Annotated in this window: 12 protein-coding genes; 6 read left to right on the top strand and 6 right to left on the bottom strand. The window is 39.2% G+C overall.

Annotated elements, in window-relative coordinates; translation table 11 throughout:
* Positions 1–40 precede the first annotated feature (40 nt).
* Together P278_RS15465 and P278_RS15460 are read right to left on the bottom strand one after the other, a co-directional pair.
* Positions 41–1,381: a DUF5689 domain-containing protein gene (locus tag P278_RS15465; RefSeq protein ID WP_051413620.1), complete on the bottom strand. Its 1,341-nt coding sequence runs from the start codon at positions 1,379–1,381 to the stop codon at positions 41–43.
* A gap of 11 nt (positions 1,382–1,392) precedes the next feature.
* Entirely contained in the window at positions 1,393–4,152 is a 2,760-nt protein-coding gene (locus P278_RS15460) for a carboxypeptidase-like regulatory domain-containing protein (RefSeq protein ID WP_038268822.1), read from the bottom strand.
* A gap of 67 nt (positions 4,153–4,219) precedes the next feature.
* Between P278_RS15460 and P278_RS15455 the strand changes: the two genes are divergently transcribed.
* Positions 4,220–5,302, top strand: a complete 1,083-nt coding sequence (locus tag P278_RS15455) for an endonuclease/exonuclease/phosphatase family protein (RefSeq protein WP_038268821.1) — start codon at positions 4,220–4,222, stop codon at positions 5,300–5,302.
* A 15-nt stretch (positions 5,303–5,317) separates the two neighbouring features.
* On the opposite strand, the gene P278_RS15450 is transcribed toward P278_RS15455, so the two are convergent.
* Complete coding sequence (locus P278_RS15450) at positions 5,318–5,752, bottom strand: hypothetical protein (RefSeq protein ID WP_038268819.1); 435 nt, start codon at positions 5,750–5,752, stop codon at positions 5,318–5,320.
* Between the two features lie 109 nt (positions 5,753–5,861).
* Between P278_RS15450 and metG the strand changes: the two genes are divergently transcribed.
* The 5 genes from metG (at position 5,862) to P278_RS16690 (ending at position 10,580) form a co-directional block, all read left to right on the top strand.
* Positions 5,862–7,964 (top strand): methionine--tRNA ligase, encoded by a 2,103-nt coding sequence (metG, locus tag P278_RS15445; protein ID WP_262507907.1) that lies wholly within the window; start codon positions 5,862–5,864, stop codon positions 7,962–7,964.
* Between the two features lie 15 nt (positions 7,965–7,979).
* The gene (locus P278_RS15440; protein WP_038268816.1) at positions 7,980–8,882 is read left to right on the top strand and encodes a histone deacetylase family protein; all 903 of its coding nucleotides are present in this window, start codon (positions 7,980–7,982) and stop codon (positions 8,880–8,882) included.
* Positions 8,842–9,723 carry a phosphatase PAP2 family protein gene (locus tag P278_RS15435; RefSeq protein WP_051413619.1) on the top strand — a complete coding sequence of 294 codons (882 nt, stop codon included), beginning with the start codon at positions 8,842–8,844 and terminating at the stop codon, positions 9,721–9,723. Before P278_RS15440 ends, P278_RS15435 begins: the two co-directional genes overlap by 41 nt.
* A 79-nt stretch (positions 9,724–9,802) precedes the next feature.
* Entirely contained in the window at positions 9,803–10,321 is a 519-nt protein-coding gene (locus tag P278_RS15430) for a ferritin (protein WP_038268814.1), read from the top strand.
* Positions 10,322–10,403: 82 nt separating this feature from the next.
* On the top strand, positions 10,404–10,580 hold the full coding sequence (locus tag P278_RS16690) for a hypothetical protein (RefSeq protein WP_175496531.1): 177 nt from the start codon (positions 10,404–10,406) through the stop codon (positions 10,578–10,580).
* 423 nt (positions 10,581–11,003) lie between these two features.
* On the opposite strand, the gene P278_RS15420 is transcribed toward P278_RS16690, so the two are convergent.
* Genes P278_RS15420 through P278_RS15410 form a run of 3 tightly spaced genes read right to left on the bottom strand, consistent with a single transcriptional unit; the run spans position 11,004 to position 14,419 of the window.
* Positions 11,004–11,471: a heavy-metal-associated domain-containing protein gene (locus tag P278_RS15420; protein ID WP_038268810.1), complete on the bottom strand. Its 468-nt coding sequence runs from the start codon at positions 11,469–11,471 to the stop codon at positions 11,004–11,006.
* Between the two features lie 22 nt (positions 11,472–11,493).
* On the bottom strand, positions 11,494–13,176 hold the full coding sequence (locus P278_RS15415) for an efflux RND transporter periplasmic adaptor subunit (RefSeq protein WP_038268809.1): 1,683 nt from the start codon (positions 13,174–13,176) through the stop codon (positions 11,494–11,496).
* 13 nt (positions 13,177–13,189) lie between these two features.
* On the bottom strand, positions 13,190–14,419 hold the full coding sequence (locus P278_RS15410; RefSeq protein WP_051413618.1) for a TolC family protein: 1,230 nt from the start codon (positions 14,417–14,419) through the stop codon (positions 13,190–13,192).
* Positions 14,420–14,425 lie beyond the last annotated feature (6 nt).

The following is a 14,425-nucleotide window of genomic DNA, read 5'->3' as shown; positions in this document are numbered from 1 at the left end:
TAATCATATAGCCTGAATTCGAAAAAGATTTCCATTAAAGTTAATCTCTCGACCTCGGGTTAAAGTCAAAGGGAGCAGTTTGAGGGGTTGTAATTATCCATTCTGCAGGATCGTAAACCGAATTTCCTTTCCTGACACTAAGTCTTCTGAATGCTTTTCCATTTTCGAAATCGTGTGATGTATCGCTTCCGTCCTCTCCCGGAATACCAAAAACATCTACTTTAGTACCTGCCAGATCCACAAGAACCATATTATCATCACCATTCGAACCTGCCGCACTACCGCTACCACCTTCCATATCTGCAAGAAAACCAAACACGCTCTCAAAATCTACTTCATCGGCAGCAATGACAATCGAAGATTGGGACTCAATGATTATCCCAGAAAGATCTATGACTGATGAATAATCAGGATTTGAATTTGTATATCTCCGCAATTCCCATCCTTCTAAATTCACATTTTCATCACCTATATTCGAAAGTTCAATAAACCTGCCATTCATGTCGGAACTATTATTTTCGGGGTCAGCAATTTCAGATATAATTACCTGATCACTTTCGTTAACGTAGCCACAATCGAGATAATCGCCTTTAAAATCGACATCAAATAAATCACGAATATACAACTGATATTCATCCCTGTATTTACTCAAAACAGCTGTAACACTACCACCTCCCTCAGGCAAATATTCCGGTTGAAAGTTAGCATATCCACTATTTCTCATCGTGATTGTATTTCCATCACAGTCCATCAAAATCCTTTCTGTCGTCTCTTTTTCTTCAGCGTAAGGCAACCCTTGACTCTCATCAGCAACCTGAATGCTGTCGAGTACTATAAGAGTACTTAACATACTTTCATCAATATCCGGAATGGTTGTTTTGACTGGTTCAATACCAGAAACATCATCACAATAATTAAAAATATGCGCTACGATCATCGCTCTTGGTAACCGACCTACTGAGACCGTCCCATAAGGGCTTTTATAGATTCCTCCCAGTTTAAACACACCATGCACTTTATCTAAATAAAGATTTTTTAATTGGATAGCTACCTTTTGCCCTAAAGGGTAAAATAAGTAACAATCCTGGAGGTCAATATTGACCTCAAAGCCTTCTGTCGGACCTTTAACTGATTCTTGAATATAGAGTGATCCATATATGTTTCCTCCCTCGTCACTCGAATTGACATAACCTTCAATGATTAAATCATCATGAATTTGCATCAACGTTCCATTATACATTGACTTCACATTGGCAAAAGTAGTATTCGCTGTGATGGCGTTATGACTCAGACAATTGCGATCATTTTTATAATCATCTGTCTTTATACATGAACAAACTCCAAAAACAACTAAAAGTTTTATAATACCTTTTTTCTTCATATCGTAAATACTTAAAAGCTAATTGATAGATTAACAAAGTAGGTACGTCCGTAGCCGTACCAATATTTAGGTCCAAACGAAGGCATCCTTCTGGCATTGTCTTCTTTCATTTGGCCAAAGTTTCCATTGCGACTTTGCTCAAAGCCTCCTGTTCGGAATTCCAGGTCAAACAAATTATTCACACTCGCAAAAAGACTGATGTATTTACCTTTATAAAGCCACGACTTACCTCCTACCAGGTTTAGCAAGTATACGTCTTCGAGTTGCTCTTGCCTTAACAATTTAGCTACAGCTTCCTCTGTGGCATCCAGGAAAGGCTCTTGTGATTCCGGATTTATTTTAAAGCTTTCTGTGCGGGTCACTGTAGCAATATCAATATAATTATCCCCCAGGAAATTCCCAGTCAAACTCAGCCACCAGTAATTAGGGTCTCGATATTCAATTCCAAAAGAATAGACCTTTTGCGGTCCGACGGCCAGTTTATAATCTTTGATTTTGGTGATCCCTAAATCTAAAAATCCATCGGGATGAATGACATCTTCTTCTCTTCCGGAGGTGTCAAAATTTATGGTTACATCGGCATTGTCAGCATAAGAGTAATTACCGTAACCTGCTACCGCGGATAATCGTACACTGGGTGATGCCTGATATGCTAATGCCAGCTCTCCTCCGAAATGCAGCTTATCGATATCGGCAACAACTTCCTGAACGAAATCATTCCCCACGCCGCCTTCGTAATAGAAAAAATTCACGTCGGTTACCTCTTCAAATTTGGTATAATACCCACTGATTCTTCCTTTTAGTTTAGCCAGTGAAATCAAATAACTCACATCGGTAGTTGTAACGGTTTCTGAACTAAGATTGGACACCAGGTCATTATGCTCTCTGGGATTCACAAAGGTACTCTGTAGGGTAGGCGGTCTATTAATATAGGCTCCATGAACACTCAACATATGTCTGCCCGTAAACTTGTAGAGCACCCCCATTTTAAGCGCGAAATCAGCAAATGAAGCTTTCATACTTTTTCCCATAGAGTTATCTTCATACCGCTCATTCAGGTACAAGCCGTTTCTTTGATAATGGGTATTGGAATAAGATCCTGCCAGATAAGCTTCCAGGTTATTGTAGCGTATCCGTGTTTGAATGAATGCATTTAACAACCGGGAGTTTATTTCGTAATTATAATTAAAGCGCTCACCTTCCAACTTTTCAGCCTCCCCTTGCAAATCATTTGAAGTATCCGTAAACGGATCAATATCTTTATGAAAATCAGCTCCCAGTAAATCTCCTATGATGGCATAGTTTTCAGAATTACTACCATAATATGCAACTCCAAGATCTACGCCTATGTGCTTTGAAACCTCGATATTGGCAAACGAAGTAAATGAAGCTTTATTGATATCTACCCTGTCATCATATTGGACATAAGATGCTTTTCCTTCATTATATATGCTGTTGTTGGCATCGTATAATGAAGGCCAATTAATCTGTGGATTTTTCAACAGACCTTCCTTAGCGATGTTTGCATTTTCATAATTAGGTCCAGCGGGGTTGTTGAAATAAAAACTAGGCAGGTACCTGTAATATACCGGATCTGGATTGGGTGCATTGTAATACCCTAAACGACCCTTTGCATAAAAACCAAACTGATACGCTACACTCGTTGTTATTGACAGGTTAGGAGCCTTCATAAAATGACTTAAAATCGCAAAGGGTTCATTGATCGACCTAAGCCTTGAATTCCTGATATCTCCATCCTGAACTCCCCAGTATGGGTTATATTTCTTGCCTAATAGATCGTGTACTTCTTTGGTTATCGGAGCTGAACTCCCCCTAATATTAGGGGCATATATTCCAAGAACATTTAAACTATGATTCTCACTAAGTTTCAATTCCGCACTGGCGAATAATGAATAAGCATCATAAATTGTTCCGTCGATAAAACCTTCCCTGGCTAACCGCTTTGATGCTGAAATACTATATGACAATCCATTATCCTGACTACCCGAATTATAGGTAACCATAAACCTCCCTGCGTAGGTTCGATTCGAACCTGATGCTGTGATTCTTAGTCCTTTTCGAAATGTAGAAGGTCTTATGACTATATTTGTTGACCCTAATAATCCTCCAAAAGTTGAACTGGCATTTTTTAAGCCCATGACAAACTCCTGATCTCCGGTTACATTGTTTAAACCACCCCAGTTGTTCCATTGTGGTCTTCCGTTGAATACTTTATTCATGGAAAGTCCATTAATTTGTACAACCCCTTCTTTAGAGTCATACCCCCTTACTTTAAAAAAGACCTGGCTGAAGTCGAATGCTGCTCTATTTAAATAAAGGTCCTTACTTGCTTGTAGCAATCCAGTAGTTGAGGCTACCTCGAAGTCATCTGATGTCAGTTCTTCTTCAGAAAGAACAATAACCGAATTGTTGTATTCCCGTATAATATTTAACTCCATGAACAAATCCCCTATAATTAGTGTGGAATCCTTACTTAGGGTAATGGGATATTTGAGATCGAGATAGTTTTTCCTTTTAAAGATCAAAAGGTGATCACCTTTATTGAGTCCTTTCAGGTAGAATTCACCCTCCAAATTGCTTTCCTGTTTTAAGGAAGTATTATCTACCGTAACAGTCACATTAGTCAAAGGTTTAAATGTCCTGCTATCTAACAATCTTCCTTCAACGCTTTGTGCATTGATATACGGACTCCCGACAAGCAAGAATAGGCAGGAGATGGAACCTCTAAAAATCAATACTTTAATATTCATAGTCATAATCATTTAATGTTGTAAATCTAATAAAATTATATTACTTTTCTTACAAATATTAATGATTATGACTACATACGTAACTCAAGTGGTATCGAAATTAAGAAAGGTGATTTATGTGGCGGTTGGTACAACCGGCCTCTTATTTGTACAGTTGACGCAGGCTCAGGAAGCTCGGTACCAGGTAAAAACCATTGCATTTTACAATGTTGAAAACTTATTTGACATTATTGATGACTCCTTAAAATTTGATGAAAGCAGAACCCCTGACGGTAAGGATCGATGGACGCGAAGGAAGTATGACGATAAAATCGAAAAAATTTCTTTTACCATAGCTCAAATAGGTCGAAATATTACGCAAACATCTCCGGATATTATTGGATTATGCGAGATTGAAAACGAATCAGTTCTATTGGATCTTATTAAAAGTAATCATTTAAGGGAATATAATTATGGAATTATCCATACAGAATCTCCTGATATCAGAGGCATCGATGTCGCATTCCTTTATAAGAAAAGCTGCTTTATTCCTCAGCAATTTGAGAGCCACCCATTAAAACTTATTAGTGAAAGCGGGGAAAGGGAATATACGCGAGATCAATTACTTGTTACTGGCAGGCTCGATAGTGAAAAAATACATTTTATTATTAATCACTGGCCTTCCAGAAGGGGAGGCGAAATAAAAAGTGCTCCAAAAAGAGCAAAAGCAGCGAAACTCAACAGGAAACTCATAGACTCATTAATAAACCTGAATATATCTGCTAAAATTATTACCATGGGAGACTTTAATGATGATCCAAACAGTCGGAGCATCCAAAAAGTATTAAATACAGGCGGGCACCTTAAAAGGCTAAAAGAGCATCAACTATTCAATCCGATGTACACAATGTTTAAAGCCGGATTTGGAAGCCTTGCATACAGAGACAAGTGGAATCTTTTCGATCAAATCATACTTACACCTGCCTTTTTAAAAGATGACGAAACCTTTTACACATTCTGGAAAGCAGGGATTTTCAATAGCGATTACTTAATTTCAAGAGAGGGAAGATACAAGGGATATCCTTTCCGCAGTTATGCCAACGGCAATTATACCGGGGGCTACAGCGATCATTTCCCCGTATACATTTACCTCATAAAAAAAGCGCCCTAGGGGCGCTTTAATATTTTAGTTAAACCAGTTTGCATATGGTATCCTCGACAATAGTAAAATAAAGCCTATGGTATAAAACAAGGCAATCTTAGCAAATTTACCTTTGGAGGCATCTTGTTTTTTATGTTTAGACCATCCGATCGTAATTAGTGCTACTGCAATAACATTGGTTAATGGATGCTCCACTAAAATCAATCTTGAAACAGGATTTCCCATAACGCCACCTTCACTCCACATTGCAAAGTACGGCGATGTAAAATACAGAATTAAGCCTAACAAGAATTGAATGTGTGTAAATATCAAAGCGAAAAGACTAATACGCAGATCTTTGCCCATGACAAAGTTTCTATTGCCATAATAACCAGAGATCGCATTAAAACTAGCAAACAAAAGCACTAATAATGTTAAGAATGCCCAGTAAGAATGTAAGGTAAGAACTGTAGAATACATAAAGGTTGTTTTTATTTTTTTCAAATGTAGTGAAATAAACAGAATTCATCTTCTTTTTAAATTCCCTAATCCCTGTTTACAATCTTCCAGATTCACGAAGGAATAAAGCTTGTTCTTCAAAGCAAATCCTTATTTTTGCAACTTCAGTAAAATTTTAAAGATGTCTAAGAAGTATACTATAACTGCAGCTTTACCATACACAAACGGGCCGATACATATTGGCCATTTAGCCGGTGTTTATGTTCCGGCCGATATTTACTCTCGTTATTTACGTTTAAAAGGGAACGATGTAGCCTTTATTTGCGGTAGTGATGAACATGGGGTAGCCATACCGATGAAAGCAAAAAAGGAAGGGGTAAGTCCGCAAGAAGTTATAGACAAATACCATGGTATCATTAAAAAGTCATTCGCAGATTTTGGAATTTCTTTCGATAATTACTCCCGTACTTCGGCTGAGATTCATCATAAAACTGCCTCTGAATTCTTCAAGAATCTATATGAGAAAGGAGAATTCATAGAGGAAGTTACCGAGCAATTATACGATGATGAGGCTAAGCAATTCTTAGCTGACAGATTTGTAACCGGAACCTGTCCGAAATGTGGTAACGAAGAAGCTTACGGGGATCAGTGTGAGCAATGTGGTAGTTCGTTAAATGCCACTGACCTGATCAACCCAAAATCTACGATAACCGGATCCAAACCAGTTTTAAAAGAGACAAGGCATTGGTTCTTACCATTGGATAAGTATGAACCATTTTTAAGAAAATGGATCTTAGAAGGACACAAGAAAGACTGGAAACCAAACGTTTACGGGCAAGTAAAAAGCTGGATTGATGAAGGTTTAAAGCCTCGTGCAGTAACTCGTGATTTGGATTGGGGGATTCCTGTACCAGTTGAAGGTGCTGAAGGAAAGGTTTTATATGTTTGGTTTGACGCTCCTATCGGTTATATTTCATCAACCAAGGAATGGGCTGAACGTGAAGGAAAAGACTGGGAGCCTTATTGGAAAGATGAAAACACCAAACTGGTGCATTTTATCGGGAAAGACAATATTGTTTTTCACTGTATCATATTCCCAAGTATGTTAGAGGCTCATGGCGATTATATACTTCCTGATAATGTTCCTGCTAATGAGTTTTTGAATTTAGAAGGCAATAAACTCTCCACTTCCAAAAACTGGGCTGTTTGGCTACACGAATACCTGGAAGAGTTTCCGGAGAAACAAGATGTTTTACGTTATGTATTAACAGCTAATGCTCCTGAAACCAAGGACAATGATTTCACCTGGAAAGATTTCCAATCTCGCAACAATAGTGAGTTGGTAGCGATCTTTGGTAATTTCATCAACAGGGTTGTGGTATTAACGAACAAATATTACGACGGTGTGATTCCGGAGCCTGGAGCCTTTAGTGAAGAAGATCAGAAGACGTTGGAGGAGTTGAAAGCTGCCCCTGGGATTATTGAATCATCCCTGGAGCGCTATCGCTTCAGAGAGGCCTCTCAGGAACTTATGAATGTAGCCAGACTGGGTAATAAATACCTGGCAGATGCAGAGCCCTGGAAGCTTATCAAAACCGACGAGGAACGTGTTAAAACGATTATGTTTACGGCCTTGCAAATTGCTTCTGCTTTGGCTGTTCTGAGTGAACCATTCCTACCATTTACAGCAACTAAATTGAAACGAATGCTAAACCAGGAAGGTTCTCTAAAGTGGACTGATGTTGCTTCTAAAGAGGTGTTAATTCCTGCCAATCATCAGGTAAATAAGAGTGAGTTGCTGTTCACTAAAGTTGAGGATGCTGATATTCAGAAGCAGTTAGACAAACTGGAAGCGACTAAAAAAGCTAACGAACAAGCTAATAAGAGCCTGGAACCTATAAAAGACACTATTACCTACGAAGATTTTGCTAAACTCGATATGAGAGTCGGAACCATCGTAGAAGCCGATAAAATGCCTAAAGCTAAAAAGCTTTTGGTTTTAAAGGTTGATACAGGACTTGACACCAGAACTATTGTATCTGGTATTGCCGAGCATTTTAAGCCAGAAGATATTGTAGGTAAAAAGGTAACTGTTTTGGTAAATTTAGCTCCGAGAAAACTCAGAGGTGTAGAAAGTGAAGGGATGATCTTAATGACTGAGAATGCTGAAGGAAAACTTGTATTTGTTAATCCCGATGAAGCTGATACACCTAGCGGGGTTACTATAAATTAACTAATAACGATGGGCATGTTAAAAATAGCTTATCATCCCATATACAAACATCCATTGCCTGAGGGACATCGATTTCCTATGATCAAATATGAATTGCTCCCTCAGCAATTACTCCATGAAGGCACTTGTGGTCCGGAGAACTTTTTTACCCCTGGATTTCCGGAAGAGGAGCACATTTTAAGAGTTCATGATGAGGAATATTATCGAAACTTGATTAACTTGAGCTTAGATGCCAGGGCCGCTCGCAAAACCGGATTCCCACTTTCCAAAGAATTGGTAGAACGCGAAGTTATTATTGCCGATGGTACTATTAAGGGATGTGGTTATGCGCTTAAGCATGGGATTGCCATGAATATAGCAGGAGGCACCCATCATGCCTATACTTCACACGGAGAGGCCTTTTGTCTGCTTAATGATCAGGCTATAGGGGCTCGCTACCTCCTTCATGAGAAGCTGGCGAAAAAAATACTGATTATTGATCTGGATGTACATCAAGGTAATGGTACGGCCGAAATTTTCCAATCGGATCGGGATGTGTTCACCTTCTCGATGCATGGTAAGAACAACTATCCTTTCCGAAAAGAAAGGAGTGATCTGGACATTGAACTTCACGATGGCATTCAGGATGAAGAGTATTTAACCATTTTAAAAGACACACTTCCGTCTTTAATAAAGAAGGTAAATCCTGATTTTGTGTTCTATCTTTGCGGAGCTGATGTTTTAGCCACGGATAAACTCGGAAAATTAGGGCTGAGTATTGAAGGATGTAAGGATCGTGATGCCTATGTCCTTAATTTGCTTCACAAAGCTAAAATTCCGGTACAATGCAGTATGGGTGGCGGTTATTCACCCGATATTAAATTAATTGTAGAAGCTCATGCAAACACTTACAGATTGGCTCAGGAAATTTACTTCTAGCAAAAAGTCTATTTTCTTTTTACTGGTCCTTTTAATTATATCAACTCATGGGTATTCCCAAGATAAGAACAGCCATGCTGATGATAAAACCACCTGGCAACATTTCACCTACGATATGGGCAATGTTTTTGGTGGGATGGGTTACGCATATAGCAGGCCTTTTCATTGGGATAAGAAAAGCTGGCTGACCTTTGGAGGTGTTGCCGGAGGTACCATGCTATTATACACTATAGACGAACCGGCGAAAACCTATTTTGAGGATCAAAAAGAAGACATCCCCCAATTTATAAGGGATTACGGATGGTATTACGGGAGTCCTCAAAACAACTATATGCTTACGGGCGTTGTCTACCTGACCGGTTTATTTACTAAAAATGAGAAACTACGAAGAACCGGGGTGTTACTCATCTCCTCTGCTTCAGCTGCAGGCTTGTTACAACAAGTAAGCAAATATACTTTTGGAAGAGCGCGACCGAGAACGGGAGAACAAAAGAATACTTTCATTCCATTTTCGGGTGATGCCGATTACCATTCCTTCCCATCGGGGCATACGATTCTGGCATTCACCAATGCTTATGCCATCGCGAAACAATTTAAGAGTCCGTGGGTGAAGGCAGGTATCTATACGGTTGGTTTGGTTCCGGGGATCTCCAGGTTATGGGAGGGTGCTCATTGGTTAAGTGATGTTGGCCTCAGTGTTGCCATAAGTATTTTTACTGTTGAAGCAATCGACAAATACCTCGACAGCAAATACGATGAAAAATACAATTCCAAACAAAAGAAAACAGATTGGAGTTTAAGTTTTGGCCCCGGCACTGTTGGCGTTGTTGTTCATTTTTGATCTGCTTCTAAATAGCCTATTGCGCTTAGAATTGTTCCTTTTATTGTGTAACTTTACGTAAATCGCAAAATATCATATTATGTTATCAGATAAAATTGAATCATTATTAAACCTACAGATAAGACGTGAAGCCGAATCGGCCCAAATCTATCTGGCCATGGCTTGTTGGGCAGAAGTAAAAGGGTTAGAGGGAGTTGCTCAATTTATGTACAAGCAGTCCGATGAGGAGCGTATGCACATGCTCAAGCTTATCAAGTTCATTAACGAACGTGGAGGGCACGCTAAAATATCAGAGTTAAAAGCTCCTAATATAACCTTTAAATCTTTCCAGGAGATGTTCAAGGAATTATATGATCATGAGGTATTCGTAACCAATAGCATTAATGAATTGGTACATGAAACACTTCAGCAGAAGGACTATACTACCCACAACTTTTTACAGTGGTACGTAGCGGAACAGATTGAAGAAGAAGCTATGGCAAGAACCATCCTCGACAAAATAAATATAATTGGGGACGATAAAAGTGGATTGTATCTGTTTGACAGAGACATCCAGCAACTATCGGTAACCAGCTCAGCTTCAAATTCTTTAGAATAAATTTTAACAACTGAAAATATGTTAAAGTTTATTTAGATTTAATATAAATAACTATATTTGTCCCAGCAAAACACGAATTAAGTTGGGCAAGAAGAAAGACAAGAAGAAGAAGGAGAAGAAAGAGAAAAAGAAGCTTGAAAAGATTGAAGCCAAAACAAAGAAAGGCTGTAAATCTAAATGCTGTAAAAAATATACCAAAGGAGAACACAAACGGTGCAAACGATGCCCGATGTTTGATCTTCTTAAAAAAGCTGCATAGCCATAAAAGACCGTCTAATACTATTTTAGACGGTCTTTTTTTATGCCTTCCCACACATTGCCATTCCTCAATTATTTATCGAAAATCTTATGTATCCAAGCAGTGAGCAATTAATATCCGAACCTAACATTATGCATGCCATTGGTCTACGCTATCATAAGGATATTATAGGAATATAATGGGATAATATGGGGATAACATGGGGATAACCTTGCTTTTTGTAAGAAATTACCACGCTTATGTAATACTGTTACCTTTTGGTATTCTGCATGGTTATTTAGTATATCTCAGGATGGAAAATTTTTTGAATACTGAAATTCGATTGGATCTTACCTGGGGAGATATGATTGCCATCAGGTTTTTGGCAACGGGATGTTATTAAACTAAAAAGGTTGTCTTTTCAGACAACCTTTTTAATGTATTCTAGTGCATGGTGTGTTCACCATCGTGACCATGATCGTCTGCCTTTTTCTCTCCAGACTGATTCATTTCCATTGCATGGTCGTATTGACAACATCCAGGCAATTCTTTATAAGCTTCTTCACTAGCATTTACTTTTTCAGTATCGTATCCTGAAGCTGCGATTGCTGCATGTATTGCATCTAAATCTGTTTTAGAATCATCGAAACTTACGTCGATCTTCTTTTTATCCTTATCCCAGGTAGCTTTATCTACTCCGTCAACACCTAGGGCTGCTGTTTCGATAGTTTTTTTGCACATGCCACAGTTACCTCTTACACCAAAAGAAACATCAGCCATAGCCATTTCTCCTGCATCACTCTGTACTTGCTCTGTTTCTGCTGTAGCATTGTTTTCTGCTTTTTTCTCACTTTTACATGCTGTAAAAGCAATAGCGGCAACCATTGCCACACTCATAATGATACGTCTCATAGTTTTAAATTTAAATTAATTATTATTGAATTGTTTTAGTTACTTCTCCACAACTTAACATGGCGTCGCCATAATAAGGGTTTAAAACCTTATCTTCTTTACTTAACCAATATGCGCCCTGGTTACTATCGGCCATTGGGCAATATTGCACATATAAGGTATCCTGTAATTCCTGAAAGTTACTCACCATGGCGATCATGTTCTCAGACAGGATTTTAAAATGGCTTCGCTGAGTTTCCAGATCTTTACTATTAGATACGGTTTCCAACATTTTACGGATGACATCCACATGTTGTTGTTCCATTTTACCGAGGCTTGCCGTTTTGATATCCGACAGAGCTCCAAGTGCATTTTTAGCCTCACCCTGAGCTTGCCCTGCATTAGATGCTACCAATACATCTTTTAGTTTCAAATAAGCTTCCATTACCGGCATAAAGTCTTCTTGAAAACCGGTGGTCAGGGTCATCTCCATGCTCATTCCATCTTCGTGGTTCATCATTGATTTCTTTCCTTGAAGCTGGGCTGCAGCATCGACGGTAAAAGTTCCGTTTATGACCACCTCATCTCCAAATTCAAGACCTTTGGTAATAACATAGCTATCTCCTGAGGTACTTCCGATGGTTACTTCTCTCATTTCAAAAACAGGCTCGTCTTTACCTGCTTTCACGTATACCAGGGATCTTTTACCGGTCCACAGTACAGCACTTTTCGGTACGCTTATGAAGCTTTTTCCGCTTTGTTCTACACCTTCAAAAGCTCCTTCCACGAACATCCCCGGTTTGAACAGTCCGTTTTTATTTCTGAGGTCGGCTCTTACAGTTACCGTTCTGGTGGTACTGTTCAGTACAGGATCAATAAAGCTCACTTTAGCCTCGAATTCTTCATTAGGGTATGCTTTGGTTCTGATGGTTATTGTTTGTCCTTTTTTAAGGGAAGCGATCTGATTTTCATAAGCATCAAACTCTGCCCAGACTGTTCCCAGGTCAGAAACCTTGTATAAGACCTGTCCTTGCTTCACATAGTCCCCTTCTTCCACCATTTTTTCCGTAACCACTCCAGAGGCATTGGCATATACCGGAATGTTTTCTTTAACCTTACCCGAAGCCGCTATATCCTCAATTTGCTTATCGGATAATTTCCAAAATTTGAGCTTATTTTTAACTGCTTTATACAATTGGGGTTGACTTTCCTTTAGTTTAGCTGCGGTAATCAACTCTTGTTGTGCTGAAAGCAATTCCGGAGAATAAATGAGTGCGAGAAGCTGGCCTCTCTTCACTTGTTCGCCCGTAAAGTTCACGTAAAGTTTTTCAATTCTTCCACTGAAGTGTACGGTTTGGGTTGCGTTTGCCTTTTCACTTTCTTTTATTTTACCTGACAGTCGCAACATGCCATCGGCATTAACTTCACCTACCACAGCAGTTTGAATATTTGCCAGTGCCATGGCATTGCTTGTCATTTTGAACTGATTTGCTGCCAGTCCGTCTGCTGCCGCATCTGCCGGAATCAGGTCCATACCACAGATCGGGCAAGCACCTGGTTCTGGTTGCATTATTTGAGGGTGCATGGAGCAGGTCCACATTTGATCTGCTTGTTCACCGGCGTGATCGTGTCCGTCCTCAGCAGCCGTTGACTGATTACCAAAAAAGATGTAACCAAGGGCCAACCCTGCTATAAAGATTACTATAAATACGATATACTTTTTCATTGTTCTGAATATTTTATTTAGTCAATGACTCTAAGGCAGCCTTACTATTGTGATATGCAGTAAGGGCCTGTAAGGTTGATAATTGATATTTTAAAATAAGTTGTTGTACCTCTAAAACCTGTTCGAAATCTATGGTTCCTGTTTGATAGGTCGTTAGGATCACCTGTTCAGCCTGTTTCGCCTGGTGCACATTCTCTGTCTGGGTACTGATGGTACGTTTGGCGTTATTCAATGCTGCGAGGTTATCTTCAAACAGGGTTTCCAGTTCATTTTCAGCATCTATCTTTGTATTTGCCAGAGCTTCCTGTTGTAACTGCAATTGTTTTCTTTTAGAGGTAAATTTCTTTGAAAACAATGGAATGGACAGATTCACCATAGGCATTACGATATCTTTTCCATTATCCGGCATCACCATATCTCTCTCATCCACAAACACATAATCTAATCCGACACCAATAGACGGGGCATTTTCTTTAGTAGCCGCCAGTTCCGATTGGGCGGTAGCTTCCTTCATTGCTTCAATTTTAAGCAGCTTCGGGTTATCAATAAGATTTTCTTTACTGAAAACCTCCTGAGTTACTCTTAAGGTATCTACGATCTTTACTTCTTCTAATATACTTCTATTCAGCAGTAAGTTAAAACCTTTTATATCTGAAACCAACTCTTCATTGACTACCTCTTTTTGATTTTTAAGTTCATTTATCTGAATTCGAATTTTTAGCACATCGACCATGGTGGTTCGGTTGTTTTCAAGTTCATTCAGTGCTAACTCCTCATAGGTCTTTAAGATATTCAGGTTTTCCTCAATAATTTCTATAGAGGCCTTTTTCTCATAAAGCCTATAATAGGCTTGTTTAACTTTCAGGGTAATATCTCGGGTGGTACTTTCCAGTTCGAAACGGTCACTTTCGGCTAAAGCTCCTGAAGCCTGTTTCTTTGCCTTCAAGGTTCCGAACCACGGAAACATCTGTGAAGCCGATAGTTTGGCTCTTTGCGGGCCCACCCTTGTTTCTGCTTCCTGAACAAAATATCCGCCTCCAATGGTGGTATTCGGAATACTTCCCACTTCGGATACTGCTACCAGACTACTTTCATAGGTTAATTGCTTCGCCTGCAATTTCGGACTATTCATTAAAGCTATATTGACATAGGCCTCGAGGTCTTGCCCCATTGCGGCAGTATTGACCATAATCAAAACACCTACCAGGCTCATCCATTTTTTTACGTCGCTTGTATTTTTCATATCACG

It is taken from the genome of Zhouia amylolytica AD3 (assembly GCF_000511935.2).
In the GTDB taxonomy this organism is placed as follows: Bacteria; Bacteroidota; Bacteroidia; order Flavobacteriales; family Flavobacteriaceae; genus Zhouia; species Zhouia amylolytica.
Note: the sequence above shows the minus strand (reverse complement) of the source record. Positions and strands in the feature narration are given on the sequence as shown.

Bases quoted from the DNA above. Each gene is read 5' to 3' on its own strand.
- P278_RS15465 (WP_051413620.1), bottom strand. From the start codon at position 1,381: ATGAAGAAAAAAGGTATTATAAAACTTTTAGTTGTTTTTGGAGTTTGT.
- P278_RS15460 (WP_038268822.1), bottom strand. From the start codon at position 4,152: ATGAATATTAAAGTATTGATTTTTAGAGGTTCCATCTCCTGCCTATTC.
- P278_RS15455 (WP_038268821.1), top strand. From the start codon at position 4,220: ATGACTACATACGTAACTCAAGTGGTATCGAAATTAAGAAAGGTGATT.
- P278_RS15450 (WP_038268819.1), bottom strand. From the start codon at position 5,752: ATGTATTCTACAGTTCTTACCTTACATTCTTACTGGGCATTCTTAACA.
- P278_RS15440 (WP_038268816.1), top strand. From the start codon at position 7,980: ATGTTAAAAATAGCTTATCATCCCATATACAAACATCCATTGCCTGAG.
- P278_RS15435 (WP_051413619.1), top strand. From the start codon at position 8,842: ATGCAAACACTTACAGATTGGCTCAGGAAATTTACTTCTAGCAAAAAG.
- P278_RS15430 (WP_038268814.1), top strand. From the start codon at position 9,803: ATGTTATCAGATAAAATTGAATCATTATTAAACCTACAGATAAGACGT.
- P278_RS15420 (WP_038268810.1), bottom strand. From the start codon at position 11,471: ATGAGACGTATCATTATGAGTGTGGCAATGGTTGCCGCTATTGCTTTT.
- P278_RS15415 (WP_038268809.1), bottom strand. From the start codon at position 13,176: ATGAAAAAGTATATCGTATTTATAGTAATCTTTATAGCAGGGTTGGCC.
- P278_RS15410 (WP_051413618.1), bottom strand. From the start codon at position 14,419: ATGAAAAATACAAGCGACGTAAAAAAATGGATGAGCCTGGTAGGTGTT.